Raw genomic sequence first — 21,342 nt, 5'->3', positions numbered from 1 at the left:
GCCTCCTCAACGAGACCGGCGGGACATGGAGCCGATACGCCCCCGGAAACCACGGTCGATCGTTTCCAAGCTGAACCCATGGGGCACCCACATCGGTTGACTCCGCCCACTCACTGCCAGGACCCCATCGACTTGTAGGGGTTGATTGACTGTTTCCCATGACCTCAACAGCGTTCGAGACAAGCGGGTGCCCGGAGGGTTGCAGTTCGGGTTGCATTCAGCGTCGTTCCGGCCCGTTCGGCGCGCCCTGCTGAGCCCACTCAGCCGCAGGTCAGTACGCTGACGGACCCCGCCGAACAGCCGCACGAACAGTTGGAAAGCGTGTTGGGGGCAACCCCTCACGAGTTCGAATCTCGTATCCTCCGCCACCGCTGAGCAGCGGAAACGAAGCCCCTGACCGGGATCCGGTCAGGGGCTTCGACGTTGTCTGGTCTCAGTTTTGGTCTCAGTTGGCCGTGAGCCGCTGCCCAGCGGTCCGAAGACGGGCGAACTGATGCTCCGTGCCGCGCTCGTTGAGCTGTGCCGTCCGTCACGGCGCGCCCACCGTAGGCGCCGACGGCAGGTTCGAGGCTCGTGCGACGGGTCAATGGCTGGCCCTCATCGCGCAAGTGGAGCGCAGGGTTCACGACCCATCGGACCGCTACTTAGAGGGGTTGGGGCGCGGTGTCGCGGTTGGGGTGGGCTGGGCCGAGGAAGACTGCGATGCCTCTTCCGGCGGGGGCGGGGTGGGTGGCCTGTGTCCAGCCAAGGCGCTGGTACAGCTCCAGTACGCGCGTGGCGCGGACAGAGGTCAGCAGCCAGCACCGGCCGTCGGGCGCGTCGTGAGTCACCGCGTCGAGTAGCGCAGGGCCGATGCCCCGGCCGTGCAGTGTGGGTAGGACGGCGAGTTCATCGACTTCTCGGGCGCCGTGTAGCCAGGACGTCACGCGTTCGGGACCTAGCGCGGCGGACACCTGCGGGTAGCAGCGCTCGGCGGGCAGCGGGGCCGTGGTGGTCCATGCGGTGGCGAAGCCCACCAGCCGGTCGTGTTCCAGGGCGACCGCCGCAGTGAAACCGGGCCGACGAACGTCATGGTTCAGCCGTCCGGCGAACAGGGCATCCCCGGCGGGGTCCTCTTGCCAGGTGGTGCCGAGAACGCCTGCCGGTAGACCAGCCGCAGCGCGGGCGCCATGGTCACGGTCTCGGCTCCGGTAGCCAGTCGTATCCGCGCGGACATTACGCGGCCCTGGCTGTCTCGGCGATCGGCGTAAGGGGAACCGCGTGCATGGGCAGGACGCCGACTCGCATGCTTCCCGCGCCAGCCCCATCGCGGGGCGGATCGCTCCCCACCGCCACGGGTGAAATCGCCATACCGGCTTCCCTTCGTTCACGACTCACATGCAATATCTCCTTATCTGCAATTAGTTTGCAATAAGAGGGAGTGCGGTGACGCGCAAATGACGAAGGCCCTGCCCAGCGCGTGTCGGCGTCGCGCTGGACAGGGCCGGATCCGGGTCAGTCGCCAGAGGCGTTGGTGGGGCGCATGTTCGCGGACCACTTCTCCTCGATGCGGGCGATGCGCCAGTACAGGAGGGCGAACAGCCAGGTGACCAGGAAGAGGCTCGCTCGCCGCGTCGTTGCCGCCACGGGCATTGCCCCTGACGGGGACGACCAGGCGTGCCGATGGATCGCCGTGCGGCACGCGGACGACCACATCCACATCGTTGCGACCACCGTCCGCGCCGACGGGCGCCGCCCCCGCACGAACCGGGATGGATGGCGGGCGCAGAAGGAGTGCCGGAAGATCGAAGAGGAGTTCGGCCTGCGGCGATCGAAGTCCGGCGACCTGACCGCACCGAAGACCCTGACCAGCGCAGAGCAGGCCAAGGCCCAGCGCCGAGGCAAGAGCGTCACCTCGCGCGAGTGGCTGCGCGACGAGGCATACGCGGTCCTGGCCGTCGTACGAACCGAGGAGGAGTTCTTCTCCGTCCTCGACTCCCTTGGCATCCAGGCCAAAAAGCGCATCGACCCGGAGACCGGCGACGTCATCGGCTACAGCCTCGCAGCCCCCGGCGACACCAATGCGCAGGGAGAGTCGATCTGGCTTGGCGGTTCCAAGCTCGCCTCCGACCTGTCCATCCACCGCATCCGCGAACGCCTCGACGCGCAGAAGAGCGACGACGTTCCGGCCGCAGGCATACGCCCGGTCAGCCCATGGCACCAAGCCGAGACCGCACTGCGGCAGGCATCCGCCGTTCTCGACAGCGGCGACGACGCGGCAGCCCAGGCCCAACTCGCCGCCTTCGCGGAACTCCTTCACAACACCGCCAAGACCGGTCCCCCCGGCAACAGGGCTGAACTACGAGCGGCAGCAGCAGCGTTCAACCGCGCCAATCGTTCCGCCATCCGCGCCGACCACCAGCAAGCCGCCGCCTTGCGCGGTGCCGCCAGGGAACTGTGCACCGCCATCGGACCGGGGCAGGACGGAGCGGCATTCATCGCGCTGCTGTCGAGCGCCGTCCTCCTGGCCATCGCCGCCGCACGCTGGCACGAGAAGCGAGGCCACCAGCAGCAGGCAGCCGCAGCCCGACGTGCCGCCGAACACTTGAGTAGCGGCTATCGCCAGGCCGCCGCGCCGGTTCTCGCTGACCTCGCACAGCGCGCTCCGCGGGCCGAGGTGGCTCGACGGTTCGAGGCAGACCTACGCCGGGCGGTGCCCGAGCAGGCCGACCGCATCCTTGCCGATCCCGCCTGGCCTGCCTTGACGACCACGCTGGCCAGGGCCGAGAGCAGTGGACACCGCGTTGGCGAAGTCCTCGCCGAGGCGGCAGAACAGCGCGAACTGGACACCGCGCACTCGCTCGCGGAAGTGCTGAACTGGCGTATCAGCGCCATGCCCAACAAGCGGGCATCGGCGGCCACGGCACGGAGCAGGAGCCTTGGAGGAACTGCGTACCGCCCCTCCTCCACCGCGATGACCGAGCTGCCTCCGCACGTTGAGGTCGCCAGGCGAACTAATAGCCGCTGAAAGCGCTCGTTCCGAGAGGCCGTCTGCCACTAGGTAGGCGGTCTCTCAAGGCTGTTTCGCGTAGCGGCTGCGTGACCTCTTGGTTCGCGACGACGTCCCGTAGCTCATCGGCAAGGACCCGTACGCCGCAGGTCATCAAGGACCGGATGGCGCTGATTTCGCGTCCGGCATGCCACAGGCCCGTGGTGGGGGTGCGAAACGGGATCACCGCGATGCCGAGAGCCGTGAACACGTTCGCCTCCAGGTACCTCATGCCGCCCGTCCCGCAGAGGTAGCCGCAGGCGCCAGTGGCTACTGCCAGATCGGCGAGCCGCTGCGACCGCCCCGACCGGGCGGAGAGCTGACTGCTGCGGAGAATCCGCCCATGCCAGCCGAGCAGTTCCAGAAGAATCCGGGTGGACGCCTCTGAGATGTCAGCGGTCTTGTCCGTCGTGGTGAACAAGTCGAGGAACGGTTCAAGTGCCCGGCTCAGAATCGCCCAGTGTCGGCTTGCGCGGTAGTAGTACCGCAGCATCTGGGCCACACGTCGCCGCGAACGGATCGGGTCCACGATCAGAGCCTCGTGTATGGCCGTGGCACGGCCTCGGGGCAAGTGGGTGGGGATGGTGAGCCACTGGCGCCACTGCGGATCGTTCGAGGCCGTCAGGCGAATGCGGTGCTGGTAGTCGCGGCGGGAGAACTGCACGTCGTCGAGGACGATCCAGTAGTCCGCCGCGAACAGCTTGGCCAGCGTGGTCAGTCGCGGGAACAAGTTGGGCTGGTGGATCGCGCACAGCCCACTCACGCGCGGCAGGTCAGGAGTTGATGAGGCGGCTGGTGAATCCGTCGCGGATAAGGGATTCGTAGGCGGCATGCACGTCCTCCGGGACGTCCTGCTCGATGGCGAACCCGAGCTTGGGGTACTCGATCACCCTCTGCAGGTCGCCGACGAGCTGGTCGGTGACGAGCTTCTCGTCGCCGATGCTCTTGAGGTAGTCGTCGAACTCCAGTGGCTCCGAGGCACAGATCACCTTGACCTCGGGCCAGAGCTTGCGGGCGGTAGCGAAGGAGCGTCGCTCCATATACGGCATGGACACCAGCAGCACGGTCTTCACGGTGATACCGGCGGCGGTCAGGACTTCGCGGGAGAACGTGATGTTCTGGCCGGTGTTGCGGGCCTTCGGCTCCACGAGGATCGCCTTGTCGGGGACGCCGAGTTCCATGGCGTGCTCGCGGAAGTGAACGGCCTCGCCGCGCGGGAATCGCTCGGGGGCGGTGGGGTTGGGACCCCCGGTGAACACCAGGGTGGGGAAGAGCCCGGCGCGGTACAACTGGGCACAGTAGACGGGCACCCCCAGGTCGTGGCTGCCCAGGCCGATCGCGGCATCCACCGGCCGGACTTGGTGGTGCATCTGGTGGTAGTCCCAGATCAGCTTGGCCTGCTGCCGTTGAACCTCGGTCAAGGCCCGCTGGTTGTCCGTCACGCTGCATCTCCCTGGTCACCGTCGCCGGGGGCCGGATGCCCCCTCGGTTATCCTCCGGATGCTCTCGATGCTGCGGAGCTGGTGGCTCAGGCCGACCTTGGCGGCCAGCTTCCCGGCGTCATCGAGCACCCGCAGCCCATCATCCCGGGTGGCCGGGTCGGACAGCAGGATGTGACCATGGGCAGTGTCCAAGCGCACCCGCTGCATTGGCGAGTCCATTACGCCGGTGCTGCGGGCGATATCGATGAAGTGCAGGGCCTGGTCTAACTGGCCCGCTCCGCGGTGGGCCAGGGCGAGTTTCTGGTGGGCGACTGACCAGTCGTCGGGCTCGGACAGGTCCTCGAACTCGCGAGTCGCGGCGAGCATGACGCGGGCGGCATAGTCGTGGTTGCCGTCCTTGCTCAAGGCGGTTCCCACCCACAACCTGGCCCGAGCCCGGTCACGGCGGGCCAGGCGGTCATCGACCGCGAGGGCTTCGTAGTGGCGTGCGGCTATCTCCAACTTGTCAGACATCTCGGCGACCACCGCCAGAGACAGGTCGAGCTGGGCGACGCGGCGGGGGATGTCGAGCTGGGTGAAGATCGAGCGGGCACCGGCATAAGAGTGCTGGGCCGACAGCGGCCCGAGGACGGCGCCCTGGTCGCGCCGCAGGTCACCGAGCAGGGCGGTCGAGCGTGCGAGCAGATATAGGCCCTTGTCATCCAACCGCAGCGGCTTGAAGCGCCCCAGCCAGCGGTTCAGCAGGTTGTTGGCGAAGGCGAAGTTCTGCCGGGACAAGGCGACGACGCCGCGTTCCAGGTCGTCGGTCCACGATTCGTACTCCCAGGCCCTTGGCCCGGTAGCCGTCACTCGGCGGCCAGACGACGGGCGTCCGGCCTCGGACAGGTTCGTCTCGAACCGCAGATGAACGGCGGCATCCGCGCGGGCCAGCGCGGTGTCCAAGATGGCCTGGGTGTCGGGACGGGGCTCGGTGGCGGTGAGGAGCTTCTCCCACTTGGAGACGGTGCGGACGCCGACGCCGAGGTGTTCGGCGAAAGCGCGGACGCTCATCCGCAAGGCCAGACGCAGCGCTCGGGCCTCCAGGCCGGTCCAGTGGTGCACGGTCGCCACGCGTCGCTCCCTTCTGAGCCGCCATCGAAGCACGGGAACTCAACCGGGGGGATGGAAGTGCCACGGAAGTGCAACAGCGGTTCATTCCATGGACGTTGGGTCTCGGACACCCTCGGACTGTGACCACCGCCTCAAGCCTTTGGACGGTCTACAGCATGGAACCCCTCACGGAGCATCGCCCGGTCAACGGCCCGGCCGTCTACGGTTTCCTGCGGCTGGCGCGGGCCCCGGCCACCCGACAGGAGGCACTGGCCGCTTCGCTGGCCGAGTACTGCCGCCAGCACGAACTGCTGCTGTCCGGGGTGTTCACCGAACGCTCCACCGACGTCGTCTCCGCAGCGTTCACCGGACTGCTGGACGTCTTGTCGCTACCCGACGCCTATGGCGTCGTGCTGCCGTCCGCCTCCCACCTCGGCCCCAAGGCGATAGCCGCCGACCGGGAGAAACGGATCGAGGCGGCCGGGGCTCGGCTGCTGCTGATCCGCGACAGCCGCAGGCCCCGATCGGCCGGCCACCGCATCTCCAACTCGTCCAGTGCGGCCCGGCCTCGCCGCCGCAGCCGGGCCCTGGACGCGGAGACGTGAGGCCCGCCATGCCCGAGGTGATGCAGAAGTACTTCGAGCCGAAGCTCGAATCCGTGAGCCGGGCCAGGGAGTTCACCACCGCAACCCTGATGGCCTGGGGACTGGACATGGACGCCGACGACATCCGGCTGTGTGTCTCCGAGCTGGCCACCAACGCGCTCGTTCACGGCACCGAGCCCGGAATCGGCTTCCTGGTCAGACTGACCGTCGAAGACAACGACTTCGTACTCCTGGAAGTACACGACAGCCGCCATGACGGCCACCGGCCACAGGTCCGCCATTCGAAACCGTCGGACGCCTCTGGACGAGGGCTGTTGATCGTCGAGGAACTCGCGGATGAGTGGGGCGTCTGCGACCGGCAGCCCTCCGGGAAGATCGTCTGGTTGCGGTTCAAGGCCGTCGCCGCCGTCCGGGAGGCAGCATGCTGACCCGCATCCCGCAGCCGCTCATCGGGCCGAGACCGGGGCTGCTGGCCTCCCTCGGAGCCTGGACCTGGCCCGGAATGGCGCCAGACGGTCAACATGTCGGGCACGTCCTGCTCACCCACCCACCCGACCGCACCAGCCACGACACCCCCGAGGCGATCGAGGCCCGGATGCGACTGATCGCAGTCTCCCTTGGCGGCCTGGCCGACGCCCGAGACCCTTTGCCCGTCCTGCCGGGACGGTTGCAGATCATCGGCGACCAGGTGCTGATGCGCTTCCACGGCAGCCGCTACGGACTACGGCTGCCCACCCACCCCCGCTGGACCGCACTGCTCACCCGATCCTGCGAGGCCATCGTGATGGTCGGCCTGGACGCGCTGCCGCAGTCCGCCGACGCCACCCGCGTTGATACCTACCTGGACACCGAACTCACCGCTGACCGGTTGCTGTTCGGCCTCGCCCGCACCACTTGAAGCCAGCCCTTCCATGCACGAATCCGCACAGACGGATGAGAGGGAACTGCCATGGAATCCTTCGAACGCGCCCGGCTGGACGCCTACTTCGCCAAGATCACCGCCCAGTTCACCCCCGACGAGCAGGCGACATCCTTCCTGGTCACACACCTGCTGCCGGAGCGGCCTGCCTTCGTTCGCGCGGTCGCCTCCCTCACCCGGCTGCGGGCGGTGCTGCCCAAACCCAAGTCGATCAATCCCGCCGCCCGGCGCGAGGTCGAGAAGACCACCCCGGTCGACGCGCTCTCCCGTGAGCTGTTCATCGACCCCGAAGCCGCGCTGGACTACGTCGAGTCCAGGGCGACCGCCGAGCCTATCGTTCTGCTGGACGTCGGCGGCTACTTCGCCCCCACTCTCACGGACCTGCATGACCGCTTCTCCGGCCACGTCCTAGGCGTGATCGAGGACACCGAGAACGGTCACCGCCGCTATGCCGATCTCGACAAGCTGCCCTGCCCGGTGATCTCCGTCGCCCGCTCACCCCTGAAGGATCCTGAAGACTTCCTCGTCGGCCAATCTGTGGTCTTCTCCACCGAGGCCGTCATGCGCGAGCGCGGCGACATTCTCCACGGCCGCCCCGCTTTGGTGATCGGTTTCGGCAAACTCGGCTCCTCCATCGCCCGACTGCTGCAAGTCAAAGGCGTCCAGGTCAACGTCTTTGACATCGACCCCGTACGCCGCACCCAGGCCCTCTCCCAGGGCTTCACCGTCGCCCGAGACCGCGAGGCCGCGCTAACGGAAGCGGGGCTGGTGCTCTGCGCGACCGGCGCGGTCTCCCTACACGGCGAGGACTTCCCGCACCTGCGCAACGGCGCCTACGTCGCCACCGTCACCTCCAGCGAGGACGAACTGGAACTCGCCGGACTCCCGGACGTCTATACCCGCACCATGGTCGGCGAGCACGTCACCCGGTACCAGACCACGGGCCACTACTTCTACCTGGCCAACGGTGGAAACGCCGTCAACTTCCTGCATGGCGCCAGCGTCGGGCCGTTCATCTTCCTGGTCCAAGCCGAGATACTCGCCGGGATCAGGATGCTCACCCGCGCGGATCTCGCCCCCGGCATGCACGAGGTCCCCGCAGTCGACCGCGCCGCCATCGCGGCAACTTGGCTCAACTACTTCAACAGGTGATCGACTTGGCCATCACGGCAGACCACATCCGCACCACCCTGACCGCCTACCTCGACCAGCACCCCGAGGACAAACCCGACCTCGCACCCGCACTCGACCTGATCGATGCCGGAGCCGACCTCACCTCCCGCAAGGAGTTCCGCGGCCACGCGACCGCAGGCGCGATCCTCGCCCAGCCAGACGGACGCATCCTGCACATCCACCACCTCGCCACCGGCAAGTGGCTCCTGCCTGGCGGCCACCTTGAGGCCGACGACACCACCCTGCAGGAAGCTGCCCGCCGTGAGCTTGCCGAGGAGACCGGCATCCCGGCCGACACCGTCAACCCCGTCAGCGACAGCCCCCTCCACGTCGACGTCCACCCCATCCCGGCCAACGGGGCCAAGGGCGAGCCGGACCACCAGCACATCGACTTCCGGTTCCTCTTCCGCACCACGGCCGAGGTCGGCCAGCTGCAGACCGAAGAGGTCGCCGACGCGGCATGGCGCGATGTCGACAGCATCCATGACCAGGCCCTGCGGTTGCGTATTGCTCAAGCGGTTCGCTAACGCGGACGCTCAGGTCGCCCCTGTACCGATGCCCCCCTCTGCATGGAGGGGCGACCGCCCGCCTCCGGGGAAGCCCTGAGCCAGCACGCCCAACATCCCGGCGAACGAAGGAACCATCGTGACTCAGCAGAAGACCGGTGAACCCCGCGCCCTCAAGCCCGCCCTCGACTCGATGACCCTCCTGGTCGCAGCTGTCATCGTCCACGACAGGGCCGGAGGTCGCGTCGTACTCCTGCAGCGTGGCCCTGACGCCAAGTTCGCGCCGGGCATGTGGGACCTGCCCGTCGGCAAGAGTGAGCCGGGTGAGGCCATCACCGAGACAGCCGTCCGCGAACTCCGCGAGGAGACCGGCCTGATCGTCACGCTCGATTCTCTTCGCGTCGCCCACATCATCCATGGCGCCTGGGGCGTCGAAGCCCCCAACGGCTTCCTCACCGTCGTCTTCGCCACCCACGCATGGACCGGCGAGCCTGAGAACCGCGAGCCTGGCAAACACGCCCGGGTCTGCTGGGCCGACACCCGCGCCCTTCCCGAGGAATTCGTCCCGAGCACCAGCAGCGCCCTCCACCGCTACCTCACGGGAGGCCCGGAAGTCACCCTCCGCGGTTGGCACTAGCCTCGCTGGAGCCCCCGGGCCGTCAAGCCCGATCACCCCTATGAGCAGGGGAGACTGTCGGCCCTATGGTCTCAGTTCTGGTCTCATTGGCCCCCGTCCAGCCCCGTCCAGAGTCCCGTGCATGAGGAACTCCACCCCAGGTCAGAACACCCGTGTCCCTCCCCGAACCCCCGGACGAACAGTTGGAAAGCGTGTTGGGGGCAACCCCTCACGAGTTCGAATCTCGTATCCTCCGCCTGGTCCAGAGGGCCGATCCGACTCCGCGGGTCGGCCCTCTGGCATTGCGCCCAGGCGTCGGTGGGCAGGGGTCTCAATCCCATCGCTTCGCGAAATCGGCTCCAGCCCGTAGGTCGTCGGTCTGTACGACGGGGTCTTCGATGCCCATGGCCTCCATCACGTCCCCGACAGTGGCCACGTACTTGCCCCTGACCTTCGTGACACGGCACGGGAATCGGCCCGCTCTCACCAGTCCGGGTGCTTTCGCCGGGTCGATGTCGAGGAGGCCAGCCACCTTCCCTAGCGGCATGGGCATGGAGAACCACTGCGACACCCGCCCACTGTTCGCATTCATTCGGCGTCCTCCTGCTGCGTATGAGACAGGCCAGACTCGCTCTCCGGCATCTGCCCCGACCCCTTGGTGAGGAAGTCCTCGAGGATCCCGAGCCGATGCAAAGTCGCGCCCCAGCGTTCGCCGCTGATCCTGTCCCGCAGCGAAGCGTCCACCTCGTCGACCGCGTGGACGTCCGATTCGTCACGCACCGGTGTGTAGTCGTCGCATCCGCCCCTGCGGTCGACAAGGCTGTGCGGATCCGTCGTGCGCTCCACCGGATTCGCCCGCTCCACCGCCCACCCGGCGTCATGTGCGGTTCGCATGATCTTGTTCCGGACGTCGTCACCGTCGTCCGTCAGAGCCAGCCCGTACAACGCGCCGAAAACCATAGCGGACCTCACATCCGCTACATCGACGCAGAGCGTCCTTGAAACCTTCGCGGCCGACTTCCGCAGGTAGGGGCCGACGAAGTCCACGGCAAGCAACTGGGTACGGCGAGCCAGGTTGGGAGCATCGCTGTGGGCGTCGCGCCCTACACGCCACCACAGGGCGGCGTGTAGAACGCCGTCAGCGGCCTCGCGGGCCGCCACCTCCTTCGCTTCCGAGAGCGTGAGGTGCTCGCTGACCGAGCACCACTGGCCAGGGCGATGCGGACAGATCAACTGTCTGCGGAAGAGCTGCGAGACCTGCAACTCGATCGATTTGAACACGTCCGCCGAAAGCACCAATGACACAGGCTCACCTCAAGTCGGGTCGTCTGGCAGCAGGCAGCTTTCCGACAGGGACGGCGGCTATCCGCGTCCACATGCGAGTGCGCCAGCACGTGTGAACGGCACGAAGTCGCCGATTGAAGCGCGATCACCTCCCTCATACTGCGCCGAAGGCACCCACTGTTCACCGTCGAACAGGGATGGCTCGTGCGCGGCACAAACGATTTCCCCGGGGCGCCAAGCCAGCTCCGCGACGAGGTCAACACTCCAGCCGGGCCTGGGCGCTCCCACACGCAGGTTGACCACTCAGGCATCACGATGCATCATGGTAGATATACTTTACATCTGCGGCGATATACGGAGGTGGCGATGAGCCGGACTGTGATCGACTTGGACGACGAACTGCTGACCGAAGTCGCGCGAGCTCTCGGTACAAGCACCAAGAAGGAAACAGTCAACACCGCCCTGCGGGAGGTGCTCGATATCCGGAGGCGGGCACTGGCGTTGGCGCGGCTGCGTAGTGCCGCAGCCGACGGGGCCTTCGACCTGGAACTCTTCGAGGACAAGGGGAACTACCGCCGGTGAACGCGGCACAGTTCCTCATTGATACCAGCGCACTCGCGCGGTTCTTGCGCAGCGACGGGGAGCAGTACGGGTGGGATCAGGCCGCGTCGGCCGGGCTCATCGCAACATGCCCGATCACTGAACTCGAGTTCTTCTACAGCGCCCGCTCCCCCGAGGACCGCGCCCGCGGCATCGAAGACCTGCGCCTCGTCTTCGGGTGGGTGCCCGTAGACGACCGGGCATACAGCCGAGCGTGGCAGGTACAGGAAGCCCTGACCAAACGCGGCCAGCATCGCAGTGCCGGGGCTGTCGACTTGGTGGTAGCCGCCACGGCCGAGCTCCAAGATCTCACCCTTCTCCACCGCGACCACGACTTCGAATGCATCGCCGCTGTGACCGGACAACCTCTCCAGTGGTACGGGCCGGACGCAAGCAAGTGACGTCCGCGGTCTCTATCCTCCGCCTCTGCCCAGCTGGGCAAACGAAGGCCCCGACCGGTTGCCGGTCGGGGCCTTTCGTGTTGCGTGGTTGCGGTTTTGGTTGCAGTTGGGCGGCTCGGGTGGCTCCAGGGCGTGATCGGGGCCCTGGAGCCACCCTCTTCGCCAGGCAGGGGTGACGGGTGTCACGCACCGCGTTCTTGCCTGACCGGATCGGGATCTCGGGTGGTCACCTTCCGCAGGTGCAGCCAGCGGCGGCCTTCGCCTGCTCCACGGTCCGGGTGGGGTCGACGGACTGCTCCTCGGAGGTGCAGGAGGCGGTGGTGCCGCGGCAGGCGTCGCCTTCCGCGCCGGGCGTCGCGCTCTTGCCGAGGGTGTCGGCGTCGGCCTTGACGACGTAGACCTCCCAGGGCTCCTTGCCGGGGCCGTGGACCCAGACCTTGTCCTGGAGGGCGTAGCAGCAGGAGGTGTCGTTCTCCTCGAACGTCGCCAGCCCGGCCTGCTTCAGGTGATCGGCTACGGCGGAGACCTGCTCGGTGGAGTCGACCTCGACGCCGAGGTGATCGAGGCGGGTCTCCACGCCGGGTTCGCCCTGGATGAGGACGAGCTTGAGCGGGGGTTCAGCGATGGCGAAGTTCGCGTAGCCGTCGCGGATCTTGGCTGGTTCGGTGCCGAACAGCTTGGAGTAGAAGGCGATTGAGCCCTCCAGGTCGGCGACGCGCAGGGCGAGTTGGACGCGGGACATAGCGGTCTCCTCAAGCGGAACTTCTGTATCGATGGCTGTCGATACAGTCGAGGTTGCCACTCGCTTAGACGGCCGTCAATATTGAGGCATGTCGAAACAGAGCCTGCCGGTCATCGACCAGGCCGCCGTGTGCTGCGCCCCGATGGTGCGTGAGCCCCTGGGCGAGATCGATGCGGTCGAGCTGTCGCGGATGTTCAAGGCGCTGTCGGACCCGGTCCGGCTGCGGCTGCTCTCGCTGATCGCCTCGCACGAGGGCGGCGAGGCGTGCGTGTGTGATCTGACCGGGCCGTTCGACGTGTCCCAGCCGACGATCTCGCACCACTTGAAGGTCCTGCGGGAGGCCGGGCTCGTCGGGTCGGAGCGGCGGGGGACGTGGGTCTACTACTGGGTGATGCCCGCCGCCTTGAACCGCCTCGCCGCCCTGCTTCAGGCGCCGGCCGACAGCAAGGTCGCGAAGTGAGTAGCTCGATCCCACTGGGGCGTCGCGTCGCGGCCGAGGCGGTCGGCACTGCGGCGCTGGTTGCCGTGGTGGTCGGCTCCGGGATCCAGGCCACTCAGCTCAGTCATGACGTCGGCGTGCAGCTTCTGGCCAACTCCCTGGCCACCGTCTTCGGCCTCGGCGTACTGATCACCCTGCTCGGGCCGGTCTCCGGAGCCCACTTCAACCCGGTCGTGTCCGCTGCGGCCTGGGGGAGTGGCCGCCGAGGCCAGGACGGCCTGAGCACGCGGGAGTTCGCGGCTTACGTGCCCGCGCAGATCGTCGGGGCGATCGGTGGTTCCGTACTGGCCGACGCCATGTTCGCCCAGCCGCTTGTGCGTTGGTCGGCCCACGGCCGCTCGGCGGGCCATCTGTGGCTTGGCGAAGTGGTAGCCACGGCGGGGCTGATCCTGCTGATCTTCGGCCTCACCCGCACCAGCCGGGCTCACATCGCCCCGGTCGCGGTGGCCTCCTGGATCGGTGCGGCCTACTGGTTCACCTCGTCGACCAGCTTCGCCAACCCGGCGGTGACCATCGGCCGGGCCTTCACCGACACCTTCGCCGGCATCGCCCCCGCCTCCGTCGGCCCCTTCATCGCCGCCCAGGCGGTCGGCACGGTCGTCGGGCTTGGCCTGGTCGTCGCTCTCTTCGGTCGACCCGCTGCCGCAGAGAGCGATGTCGTCATGCCCCACGACGAGACCGAACTCGCCGCTGCCCCCAGCCGGTGAACCGGCCGCCCCGCTTCGAGATCAAGGAAACGACTCCCGTGAACTCATCCGTGCTGTTCGTCTGTGTTCACAACGCCGGGCGGTCACAAATGGCTGCCGCCTTCCTCACCCACCTCGCCGGTGACCGCATCCAGGTCCGCTCGGCCGGGTCCGCCCCGGCGGAGGCGGTCAACCCGGCCGTCGTGGCGGCGATGGGCGAGGTGGGCATCGACATCTCGGCCGAGACGCCCAAGGTGCTCACTGTCGAGGCAGTGCAAGCCTCCGACGCGGTCATCACCATGGGCTGCGGCGACGCCTGCCCGGTCTTCCCCGGCAAGCGCTACCTCGACTGGAAGCTCGACGACCCCGCGGGCCACGGTGTCGAGGCCGTGCGGCCGATCCGGGACGAGATCGAGAGGCGTATCCGCGGTTTGATCGCCGAGATCGACGCCGAGCAGGGCTACACGCCATGAGCGCCGACGGGCCAACTGCGCTTTGACGCCCGTCTGCAGCAGGTCAAGGTCCTGACCGGTTGATGGTCGGGACCTTGACCGATGTTGGATCAACTGGCCTGTGTAGCCAGCGGGCGGGCCCCACAACAGCCCGTCGACCGTGTCTGCGGTGTCACACAGGACGCGGCCGGTCATGTGCTGGTACCGACACCGCATACGTGCTGTGTTCGGGCTCCAGCTTCTCCAGTCGGTGGGCGCCCAGGCCAGGGATGAGGTGGTGGTCGACCGCGACGCGGTAGCCGTCGATCGTGCCCTCCGATATGTGCAGGGCGGCGATGTTCTCCACCCAGTGGGTCAGCCACGACTTCACCGTCCAGGCCTGACCGGCCAAACGCACGGCGCCGGAGTCGCGCTGCCGCTCCAACTCGTGGACTCTCTTGGTGACTTCGGCCCGGGTCTTACGGGACACGTGACGCCGATCAGGAGTGCCGTCGTCCTTGACGCCGACGGTGACGTATCCGTGCCAGCGGCCGTCGTGGCCCTGACAGATCGACGAGGCGTCATTGCACTGACGGGACTTGGCACAGAAGGCGGGCACCCCCAGGTCGTGGCTGCCCAGGCCGATCGCGGCATCCACCGGCCGGACCTGGTGGTGCATCTGGTGGTAGTCCCAGATCAGCTTGGCCTGCTGCCGCTGAGCCTCGGTCATGGCCCGCTGGTTGTCCGTCACGCCGCGTATCCCTGGACACCGTCGCCGGGGGCGGGCTGTCCCCTCGGTCATCCTCCGGATGCTCTCGATGCTGCGGAGCTGGTGGCTCAGGCCGAGCTTGGCAGCCAGCTTCGCGGGCGCCTGAGGACCCAGGGCGATCGCCTCCTTGACGTGCTCCGATAGTGGCGCCGTCACCGGATTCCAGTATCTGGCGTACCACTTACCGTCGAGTTCGTCGGCACCCGTTCCCAGGTGGGGGCGGCGGGCGGGATCGGGTCGGGTTTCTCCTTCTTGAGGGATACCGCGGCCGCGGTCAGCCGGAGAGTGTCACGATGTCGGAGATCCCGAGGACCTTCCCGTTCCCATCCAGCGCCCTGACCTGGAAGTACGGTCCTGCGTTGGTGGTCGTGACCGCCGTCTCGAACCCGGTCCGTCCGGCGTGCCTTGCGACTACCGACAGTGAACCGGCGTTCGGCCCGGCGAGTAGCTGCCACGCTCTCGTCTCTGTTGAGCCGTTCCAGGAGGCGTAGACGATGCTTCGCCCACCGATTGCCCGTGCCGCCGCGCTCGGTGGGTAGCACGGCTCACCGACCCACTTGTAGCGAAACGCCCGATACGAGATGTCGGAACCCGGCATCTGCGCGTCGTAGAGCAGGTTTTGCGAGCCATCGCCCTCGGTGTTCCCCGCACCCGCGTACTCCGAATAGTACGACTCCTGGCCCCACCCGATGAACTTGTCGCCGTTGGGGAGCGCCTGGTTATCTCCTTGGGATGCCGAGTACAACGCGGGCGCGTGGTAGTAGGTACGCTCGGAAGTCGCTTGGTGGCTGCGGAAGTTGAGCTTGAGGACCAGGCCATGGGATTGCTGTTCGGGCGGGTTCGGTAGGTTGCAGCAGCCGTCGTCGAACATGCTGATCCGGTTTCCCGGTCGGAATCGGACGTCGTGTTGCCAGAAGAAGTCTGCGTTCGGGCCGAAGGCGAAGTCACTCTTCCTGCCGCCGAGTTGCCAGCGGATCTTCCCGGTCCTCTCGGAGATGTCGTAGACGGCCCACATGTCTCGGGCGGAGACCAGCAGTTGGCCTTTGGGGCCTTCGTCGATCGAGTTCATATGGTAGGCGTCCCAGACTCCGCCGGACGATGACGCGTCGGAGGCGGGCACCTCGGAGTCGGCAGGGTTCACGTGCTGCAGCATGTCCCATGAGAAGACGAGTCTCCCTGTTGCCAGGTCGACCTCCTGAACCTCGCTGTCCTCGATGGCTCCATTCTTCGGCCCCCCGTAGGGGGTGAGGTCCATGGGGACCGGCTTGGAGGCGATGAACAGCGCGGTCCCCCTGCGGGTCAGGAGGAATTCATGCTCGTCCGCGTTGAAACCGTGACGCGCAAAGACGGTCCTGAGCAGGCGGTAGTGATTGTCGTAGATGTAGTAGCACCCGCCCGGTTCGGGCGCACCACCCGGCAGGTTCGTGTACCACGGCGGAATGGCGAGGCTTCCCTGCCACCAGGTCAGAACCGGCTGAGTTCTACCGGTCCGGGGGTTGTGATACCCCTGAACCCTGAAGTCGGCGTTCTGCAGGTTTGCGTAGGAAAGCGGGCGGAACCAGACCGGATTGCCAGAGTCGTCAACGATCAGCGACCCGGTCTGGCCGGTCGGCTGACTCAGGTTGTACGGGCCGACAAAGACCTTTCCGCGGGCCGTGCCCGGCTCTTTCGCAGTGACGGTGACCCGCATGGGGTGAAGGTTCGGCGCGGACACGAAGCTCCACACACCGCTGCCAGAAGTGATCGGTGCCGGGACACTCCCCGATGGAGGGAAAGGCCGCGTCGCACACAAGGACCGGGGCCACGTACGGGGCTGGTGATGGCGCACCGTGGAGCGGTGCCGAGCCGCGACCGCAGCCGGTCCCGCCCCCAGGCCGACCGCTCCCGCCGTCACCAGCACAGTCGCGGCCGTCATCCACCGGCGCCACACCCCCCTGGTTGTGGTCCCGAACATCCGCCCTCTCCTGTTTGTCCACCAGGCGGAACGACGGCCACACCGCCCTCGTCCCGTGCCAGGGAGCCAGCCGGAAGCGCACTCCACGAGGAACGTTGTCACGGCCTGCGGCGGCAGTACCGCGGGCGATCCTGCCTGGACCGAGACGGCTCACAGACGGCACCCGAACAGACGAGTGGGTAGACGGCAGACGACGCGCTCCGTGCCGTGGCGAGCCGAGTGGCGCGAGATCCGCGAGGCCGCCGAGGACAGGCTCATCAAACGCCGGATGGCGGCGCACTTCAACGGTCGGGGCCACCGCCCCTGGCTCCGGGCACGTGTCCGGGATCACAGGACCGCTCGCCGGACGAGCGAAATGCCGTGACCACCGGAGTGGTTGGCACCTGCGCGCATTCAGTGCATGTGCGTACACCGTCTGGTACCTGCGAGGAACATCCATGACCGTCACCGCGTCCTCCGCCTCCCGCGCGGCCGAGATCCTGTCCCGGCCCGTCGCGCTGAACGGGCTGACCGTCCCCAACCGCATCGTGATGGCCCCCATGACCCGCAGGTTCTCCCCGGGCGGCGTCCCCGGTGAAGACGTGCGGTCGTACTACGCCCGCCGCGCCGCCGCGGGTGTGGGCCTGGTAGTCACCGAGGGAACCTACGTCGGCCACGAGTCGGCCGGGTCCAGCGACCGTGTGCCGCGGTTCCACGGTGAGGAGCAGCTGGCGGGGTGGGCGAGGGTCGCCGAGGCCGTTCACGCAGCGGGCGGCACGATCGTGCCCCAGCTGTGGCACATCGGCATGGTGCGCAAGCAGGGCGATGCGCCCTACGCCGACGCCCCCGCCGTCGGCCCCTCCGGCATCCGCGTCGACGGCACCGAGGGCACCGGCAAGGCGATGACCCAGCGCGACCTGGACGACGTCATCGGCGCCTTCGCCGAGGCCGCCGCGGCCGCCGAACGCATCGGCTTCGACGGTGTCGAACTGCACGGCGCCCACGGCTACCTCCTCGACCAGTTCCTGTGGGCGGGGACGAACCGCCGTACCGACGCCTACGGCGGCGACGCCGTGGCCCGTACGAAGTTCGCGGCCGAGATCGTGGCCGCGGTCCGCGAGACCGTCTCGCCCGACTTCCCGGTGATCTTCCGCTACTCGCAGTGGAAGCAGGAGGCCTACGACGCGAGGCTCGCCGAGACCCCGGAGGAGCTGGAGGCCATCCTGACCCCGCTCGCCGCGGCCGGCGTCGACGCCTTCCACGCCTCCACCCGCCGCTACTGGCTCCCGGAGTTCGAGGGCTCGGACCTGAACTTGGCGGGCTGGACCAAGAAGCTCACCGGCAGGCCCACCATCACCGTCGGCTCGGTCGGCCTCGACGGCGACTTCATCCGCGGCTTCATGGGCGAGGGCGCCCCGGTCCAGGGCATCGACAACCTCCTCGACCGCCTGGAGCGTGACGAGTTCGACCTGGTCGCCGTCGGCCGCGCCCTGCTCCAGGACCCGCAGTGGGCGGCGAAGGTCCTGGGAGACCGGTTCGAGGAGCTGAAGCCGTACGACGTGGCGGCGCTGAAGACGCTGAGCTAGAAGACCCACTCGCCCAGCGGGGCAGACGAGGGCCCCGACCGGTTGACGGTCGGGGCCCTCGTGATCTTCCGTCTCAGTTGGGGTCGGCGGGGGCCTCGGCCGTGCGGAGGTGGCTCGTCGCGCTGTACCGGAATCCCGACGGAGTAGTCGGGCATGCGCCTGATCACGGCCGGGCGTAGGAAGGAAGCGGACGCCGGGTCGAGTGAGGGAGTGGCTTGGAATGCGGATCGTCGTGGACCTCACCCGCTGCCAGGGGTACGCGCAGTGCGTGTTCCTCGCGCCGGAGGTGTTCGAGCTGCACGGGGAGGACGCGCTGCTGTACGACCCGGCCGTCCCCGACGACCAGCTCGACCGTGTGCGCCAGGCCGCGGCGGCGTGCCCGGTGCAGGCCATCCTCGTGGGCGAGGAGGTGAGCGCTGGTGCCCGGTGACCTTCGGGAGGGCCGGATCGTCATCATCGGCGCGTCGCTGGCCGGACTCCGGGCCGCCGAGACGCTGCGCGAGGAGGGCTTCACCGGCCCACTGACCATGGTCGGGGATGAGCCCCATCCGCCCTACGACAGGCCGCCGCTGTCCAAGCAGGTGCTGCTGGGCAAGGCGTCGGCGAGCGCCACCGAGTTGCCGACGCGCCGGGATCCGGAGGCGCAGTGGCGGCTGGGGGTGCGCGCCACTGGTCTCGACCCGGTCGGCAAGCGGGTGCTGTTGGCCGACGGCGACTCGCTGCCGTACGACCGGCTGCTGATCGCCACCGGGACCCGGGCGCGGCCCTGGCCCAATCCGGAGGAGGCCGCCCTGGACGGGGTGTTCACCCTGCGCACCAGCGACGACGCGGACGGCCTGGCCGAGCGTCTGGCCGCCGGGCCGCGCCGGGTGCTGGTGATCGGCGCCGGGTTCACCGGCTCGGAGATCGCCTCGGCCTGCCGGGAGCGCGGCATCGAGGTCACGGTCGCAGAACGCGGCCCCGCACCGCTGGTGGGCGCCCTCGGCGGAACGCTGGCGAAGCTCGCGGCCGGCCTGCAGCGGGCGCACGGGGTGGACCTGCGCTGCGGGGTGACGGTCACCGCGCTGCACGGCAACGGCCGGTTCACCGGCGCGGACCTGTCCGACGGCAGTCACATCGACGCGGACGTCTGCGTCGTCGCCATGGGGGCGGTCCGCAACACCGAGTGGCTGGCGGACTCCGGGCTGGCCGCGGGCGCGCGCGGCGTCGCCTGCGACGCCGGGTGCCGCGCCTTCAACATGTACGGGATCGTCACCGACGACATCTTCGTGGCGGGCGATGCCGCCCGCTTTCCGCACCCGTTGTTCGAGTATCAGATGCTCTCCCTGGAGCACTGGGGCAACGCGGTCGCGCAGGCCGAGGTGGCGGCCCACAACATGGTCAACCCGGGGCCGCTGCGGCGCCCGCACCTCGCGGTCCCGGTCTTCTGGTCGAGCCAGTTCGGGCTCAACATCAAGTCCGTGGGCGTCCCCACCTTCTCCGACCAGGTGGTCATCGCCCAGGGCTCGCTCGACGAGCGCCGTCTGGTGATGGTCTACGGCTACCGGGGCCGCGTCACCGCCGCGGTCACCGTCAACATGGCCAAATGGCTGGAGTACTACGAGCGCCTGATCGAGACGGCAGCCCCGTTTCCGCCCGCGCCCGGCGCGGCCGACCGTGCGACAGCAGCCGCCGTGCCGGTCCCCTCCGATGTACCGGACCCCAAGGTGCTCTCGCACGGCCCCACCGTCGCACTCACCGGTTACCTGCCGGACCGCCGGCTCACCATGGTGCGGCCCGTCTGACCCATCGACCCGCCATTCCACGAGGAGCCGAACCGCATGACCGCCGACACGCTGCTGGAGCGGATCACCGACTACGCCAACCGCCCCAACCCCTACCCGCTGTACGCGGAACTCCGTGCGGCGGGCGTGGCGCGGCAGACGGACGGCAGCTACCTGCTCGGCACGTACCACGACATCGTCGCCCTGCTCCACGATCCGCGGATCAGCGCGGACCCCCGCAGCCGCAGCGTGCCGCGCGGCGACCGGTCGGAGGAGGGGCTGCACCTGCCGTTCCTCCGGCTCGACGACCCGGAGCACCACCGGCTGCGCACCCTGGCGATGCGGCCGTTCGGCCCGCCGCACAGCCCCGGCCGGGTCGACGCGATGCGCGGCGAGATCGCCCGGATCACCGAGGAACTGCTCGAAGCGCTCCAGGGCCGTAAGCAGATCGACGTCGTCGACGACTTCGCCTACCCGCTGCCCGTCACTGTCATCTGCCGACTGCTCGGTGTTCCGCGTGAGGACGAGCCGCTGTTCCGGGCATGGTCCGACGTGATCGTCGACTCCGCCGACGTCAGGCCGGGAGAGGCCACCGAGCGGGTACGGGCGGGCCAGCAGGCGCACGCCGAGATGGGCCAGTACCTGGTGGACCTCGCCGAGCGGCGCCGCGGCCAGCCGACCGGCGACATGCTCTCCGCGTTCATCAACGAGCCGGATCCGGCCGGTCAGCGGCTCACCGGCGAGGAACTGGCGGTCACCGCCGTGCTGTTGCTGATCGCCGGTCATGAGACCACGGTCAACCTCATCACCAACGGGGTGCTCACCTTGCTGCGCCACCCCGACCAACTGGACCGGTTGCGCCGCGAACCCGACCTGCTGCCGCGCGCGGTGGAGGAACTGCTGCGCTACGAGCCCCCGGTCCACATGCGGGAGCGCTTTCCGCTCGCCGACGTGGACGTCGCGGGCACCACCATCCCCAAGGGCACGCCCATGGTGCTCGTGCTGGCCTCAGCCAACCGGGACCCCAAGCGGTTCCGCGACCCCGACCGTTTCGACCCCGCCCGCCCGGACAATGAGCACGTCGGCTTCGGCAGCGGCATCCACCTCTGCTACGGAGCACCGCTCGCCCGTGTCGAAGCCCAGATCGCGCTGCGTGCGCTGATCCCCCGTCTCGGCACCGCCCGCCTGGTGCAGGACCCGCCCCCCTACCGTCGCAACGCCATGCTGCGCGGCCCCCGGCACCTGCCCATCGAGTTCTGACGATCCATCA

At 68.3% G+C, this 21,342-nt stretch carries 25 protein-coding genes; 16 read left to right on the top strand and 9 right to left on the bottom strand.

The window, feature by feature from the left end:
• Positions 1-644: 644 nt before the first annotated feature.
• Positions 645-1,016 (bottom strand): GNAT family N-acetyltransferase, encoded by a 372-nt coding sequence (locus P2L57_RS16725; protein WP_308292481.1) that lies wholly within the window; start codon positions 1,014-1,016, stop codon positions 645-647.
• A 506-nt stretch (positions 1,017-1,522) separates the two neighbouring features.
• Between P2L57_RS16725 and P2L57_RS16715 the strand changes: the two genes are divergently transcribed.
• The gene (locus P2L57_RS16715; protein ID WP_372515729.1) at positions 1,523-3,007 is read left to right on the top strand and encodes a relaxase/mobilization nuclease domain-containing protein; all 1,485 of its coding nucleotides are present in this window, start codon (positions 1,523-1,525) and stop codon (positions 3,005-3,007) included.
• Here P2L57_RS16715 and P2L57_RS16710 read toward each other — a convergent pair.
• The 3 genes from P2L57_RS16710 to P2L57_RS16700 are packed head-to-tail and all read right to left on the bottom strand — an operon-like array spanning position 2,994 to position 5,580.
• Positions 2,994-3,791, bottom strand: a complete 798-nt coding sequence (locus P2L57_RS16710; protein ID WP_275815141.1) for a WbqC family protein — start codon at positions 3,789-3,791, stop codon at positions 2,994-2,996. The genes P2L57_RS16715 and P2L57_RS16710 overlap by 14 nt on opposite strands.
• 10 nt (positions 3,792-3,801) lie before the next feature.
• A complete protein-coding gene (locus P2L57_RS16705) occupies positions 3,802-4,470 on the bottom strand; it encodes a YdcF family protein (protein ID WP_275815139.1) in 669 nt (222 codons plus the stop codon).
• 15 nt (positions 4,471-4,485) lie between these two features.
• Positions 4,486-5,580: a helix-turn-helix domain-containing protein gene (locus P2L57_RS16700; RefSeq protein WP_275815136.1), complete on the bottom strand. Its 1,095-nt coding sequence runs from the start codon at positions 5,578-5,580 to the stop codon at positions 4,486-4,488.
• A 155-nt stretch (positions 5,581-5,735) separates the two neighbouring features.
• Between P2L57_RS16700 and P2L57_RS16695 the strand changes: the two genes are divergently transcribed.
• From P2L57_RS16695 to P2L57_RS16670, 6 genes are all read left to right on the top strand, one after another.
• The gene (locus P2L57_RS16695) at positions 5,736-6,164 is read left to right on the top strand and encodes a hypothetical protein (protein ID WP_275815133.1); all 429 of its coding nucleotides are present in this window, start codon (positions 5,736-5,738) and stop codon (positions 6,162-6,164) included.
• A complete protein-coding gene (locus P2L57_RS16690; RefSeq protein ID WP_308292480.1) occupies positions 6,161-6,592 on the top strand; it encodes an ATP-binding protein in 432 nt (143 codons plus the stop codon). Before P2L57_RS16695 ends, P2L57_RS16690 begins: the two co-directional genes overlap by 4 nt.
• A complete protein-coding gene (locus tag P2L57_RS16685) occupies positions 6,586-7,062 on the top strand; it encodes a hypothetical protein (RefSeq protein ID WP_275815131.1) in 477 nt (158 codons plus the stop codon). Before P2L57_RS16690 ends, P2L57_RS16685 begins: the two co-directional genes overlap by 7 nt.
• A 51-nt stretch (positions 7,063-7,113) precedes the next feature.
• Positions 7,114-8,235, top strand: a complete 1,122-nt coding sequence (locus P2L57_RS16680) for an NAD(P)-binding domain-containing protein (RefSeq protein WP_275815129.1) — start codon at positions 7,114-7,116, stop codon at positions 8,233-8,235.
• Positions 8,232-8,783, top strand: coding sequence for an NUDIX hydrolase (locus P2L57_RS16675; protein ID WP_308292479.1), 552 nt, complete (start codon positions 8,232-8,234; stop codon positions 8,781-8,783). Before P2L57_RS16680 ends, P2L57_RS16675 begins: the two co-directional genes overlap by 4 nt.
• Positions 8,784-8,901: 118 nt before the next feature.
• Positions 8,902-9,399, top strand: coding sequence for an NUDIX domain-containing protein (locus tag P2L57_RS16670; protein WP_275815123.1), 498 nt, complete (start codon positions 8,902-8,904; stop codon positions 9,397-9,399).
• A gap of 310 nt (positions 9,400-9,709) precedes the next feature.
• Here P2L57_RS16670 and P2L57_RS16665 read toward each other — a convergent pair whose 3' ends face one another.
• Together P2L57_RS16665 and P2L57_RS16660 are read right to left on the bottom strand one after the other, a co-directional pair.
• Positions 9,710-9,970, bottom strand: coding sequence for a hypothetical protein (locus tag P2L57_RS16665; RefSeq protein ID WP_275815120.1), 261 nt, complete (start codon positions 9,968-9,970; stop codon positions 9,710-9,712).
• Positions 9,967-10,683: a hypothetical protein gene (locus P2L57_RS16660; RefSeq protein ID WP_275815118.1), complete on the bottom strand. Its 717-nt coding sequence runs from the start codon at positions 10,681-10,683 to the stop codon at positions 9,967-9,969. The genes P2L57_RS16665 and P2L57_RS16660 overlap by 4 nt, the downstream gene beginning before the upstream one ends.
• 345 nt (positions 10,684-11,028) lie before the next feature.
• On the opposite strand from P2L57_RS16660, the gene P2L57_RS16655 reads away from it, so the two are divergent.
• Both P2L57_RS16655 and P2L57_RS16650 read left to right on the top strand, forming a co-directional pair.
• Positions 11,029-11,244, top strand: a complete 216-nt coding sequence (locus tag P2L57_RS16655) for a type II toxin-antitoxin system VapB family antitoxin (RefSeq protein WP_275815116.1) — start codon at positions 11,029-11,031, stop codon at positions 11,242-11,244.
• On the top strand, positions 11,241-11,663 hold the full coding sequence (locus P2L57_RS16650) for a PIN domain nuclease (protein WP_275815113.1): 423 nt from the start codon (positions 11,241-11,243) through the stop codon (positions 11,661-11,663). Before P2L57_RS16655 ends, P2L57_RS16650 begins: the two co-directional genes overlap by 4 nt.
• A gap of 226 nt (positions 11,664-11,889) precedes the next feature.
• Here the strand turns inward: P2L57_RS16650 and P2L57_RS16645 are convergent, their stop codons facing one another.
• Positions 11,890-12,405 carry an ArsI/CadI family heavy metal resistance metalloenzyme gene (locus tag P2L57_RS16645; protein WP_275815110.1) on the bottom strand — a complete coding sequence of 172 codons (516 nt, stop codon included), beginning with the start codon at positions 12,403-12,405 and terminating at the stop codon, positions 11,890-11,892.
• Positions 12,406-12,493: 88 nt separating this feature from the next.
• On the opposite strand from P2L57_RS16645, the gene P2L57_RS16640 reads away from it, so the two are divergent.
• Genes P2L57_RS16640 through P2L57_RS16630 form a run of 3 tightly spaced genes read left to right on the top strand, consistent with a single transcriptional unit; the run spans position 12,494 to position 14,063 of the window.
• A complete protein-coding gene (locus P2L57_RS16640) occupies positions 12,494-12,865 on the top strand; it encodes an ArsR/SmtB family transcription factor (protein ID WP_275815108.1) in 372 nt (123 codons plus the stop codon).
• Positions 12,862-13,611, top strand: coding sequence for an aquaporin (locus tag P2L57_RS16635; protein ID WP_275815106.1), 750 nt, complete (start codon positions 12,862-12,864; stop codon positions 13,609-13,611). Before P2L57_RS16640 ends, P2L57_RS16635 begins: the two co-directional genes overlap by 4 nt.
• Before the next feature lie 38 nt (positions 13,612-13,649).
• Positions 13,650-14,063 (top strand): arsenate reductase ArsC, encoded by a 414-nt coding sequence (locus P2L57_RS16630; RefSeq protein ID WP_275815104.1) that lies wholly within the window; start codon positions 13,650-13,652, stop codon positions 14,061-14,063.
• Between the two features lie 151 nt (positions 14,064-14,214).
• Here the strand turns inward: P2L57_RS16630 and P2L57_RS16625 are convergent, their stop codons facing one another.
• Together P2L57_RS16625 and P2L57_RS16620 are read right to left on the bottom strand one after the other, a co-directional pair.
• The gene (locus P2L57_RS16625) at positions 14,215-14,772 is read right to left on the bottom strand and encodes a tyrosine-type recombinase/integrase (RefSeq protein WP_486387832.1); all 558 of its coding nucleotides are present in this window, start codon (positions 14,770-14,772) and stop codon (positions 14,215-14,217) included.
• A 292-nt stretch (positions 14,773-15,064) separates the two neighbouring features.
• A complete protein-coding gene (locus tag P2L57_RS16620) occupies positions 15,065-16,480 on the bottom strand; it encodes an arylsulfotransferase family protein (protein ID WP_275815102.1) in 1,416 nt (471 codons plus the stop codon).
• Between the two features lie 701 nt (positions 16,481-17,181).
• On the opposite strand from P2L57_RS16620, the gene P2L57_RS16615 reads away from it, so the two are divergent.
• The 4 genes from P2L57_RS16615 to P2L57_RS16600 all read left to right on the top strand — a co-directional run bounded on the left by P2L57_RS16615 (position 17,182) and on the right by P2L57_RS16600 (position 21,332).
• Positions 17,182-18,309 carry an NADH:flavin oxidoreductase gene (locus tag P2L57_RS16615; protein ID WP_275815100.1) on the top strand — a complete coding sequence of 376 codons (1,128 nt, stop codon included), beginning with the start codon at positions 17,182-17,184 and terminating at the stop codon, positions 18,307-18,309.
• 220 nt (positions 18,310-18,529) lie between these two features.
• Positions 18,530-18,739, top strand: coding sequence for a ferredoxin (locus tag P2L57_RS16610; protein ID WP_275815098.1), 210 nt, complete (start codon positions 18,530-18,532; stop codon positions 18,737-18,739).
• Entirely contained in the window at positions 18,729-20,093 is a 1,365-nt protein-coding gene (locus P2L57_RS16605) for an NAD(P)/FAD-dependent oxidoreductase (RefSeq protein WP_275815096.1), read from the top strand. Before P2L57_RS16610 ends, P2L57_RS16605 begins: the two co-directional genes overlap by 11 nt.
• 36 nt (positions 20,094-20,129) lie before the next feature.
• Positions 20,130-21,332, top strand: coding sequence for a cytochrome P450 (locus P2L57_RS16600; protein WP_275815094.1), 1,203 nt, complete (start codon positions 20,130-20,132; stop codon positions 21,330-21,332).
• Positions 21,333-21,342: the final 10 nt, after the last annotated feature.

The organism is Streptantibioticus ferralitis (genome assembly GCF_029223525.1).
GTDB lineage: Bacteria > Actinomycetota > Actinomycetes > Streptomycetales > Streptomycetaceae > Streptantibioticus_A > Streptantibioticus_A ferralitis.
Note: the sequence above shows the minus strand (reverse complement) of the source record. Positions and strands in the feature narration are given on the sequence as shown.

Coding starts and splice junctions, on each gene's coding strand:
- P2L57_RS16645 (WP_275815110.1), bottom strand. CDS start 12,405: ATGTCCCGCGTCCAACTCGCCCTGCGCGTCGCCGACCTGGAGGGCTCA.
- P2L57_RS16665 (WP_275815120.1), bottom strand. CDS start 9,970: ATGAATGCGAACAGTGGGCGGGTGTCGCAGTGGTTCTCCATGCCCATG.
- P2L57_RS16685 (WP_275815131.1), top strand. CDS start 6,586: ATGCTGACCCGCATCCCGCAGCCGCTCATCGGGCCGAGACCGGGGCTG.
- P2L57_RS16655 (WP_275815116.1), top strand. CDS start 11,029: ATGAGCCGGACTGTGATCGACTTGGACGACGAACTGCTGACCGAAGTC.
- P2L57_RS16695 (WP_275815133.1), top strand. CDS start 5,736: ATGGAACCCCTCACGGAGCATCGCCCGGTCAACGGCCCGGCCGTCTAC.
- P2L57_RS16615 (WP_275815100.1), top strand. CDS start 17,182: ATGACCGTCACCGCGTCCTCCGCCTCCCGCGCGGCCGAGATCCTGTCC.
- P2L57_RS16680 (WP_275815129.1), top strand. CDS start 7,114: ATGGAATCCTTCGAACGCGCCCGGCTGGACGCCTACTTCGCCAAGATC.
- P2L57_RS16620 (WP_275815102.1), bottom strand. CDS start 16,480: ATGCGGGTCACCGTCACTGCGAAAGAGCCGGGCACGGCCCGCGGAAAG.
- P2L57_RS16600 (WP_275815094.1), top strand. CDS start 20,130: ATGACCGCCGACACGCTGCTGGAGCGGATCACCGACTACGCCAACCGC.
- P2L57_RS16610 (WP_275815098.1), top strand. CDS start 18,530: ATGCGGATCGTCGTGGACCTCACCCGCTGCCAGGGGTACGCGCAGTGC.
- P2L57_RS16715 (WP_372515729.1), top strand. CDS start 1,523: ATGTTCGCGGACCACTTCTCCTCGATGCGGGCGATGCGCCAGTACAGG.
- P2L57_RS16640 (WP_275815108.1), top strand. CDS start 12,494: ATGTCGAAACAGAGCCTGCCGGTCATCGACCAGGCCGCCGTGTGCTGC.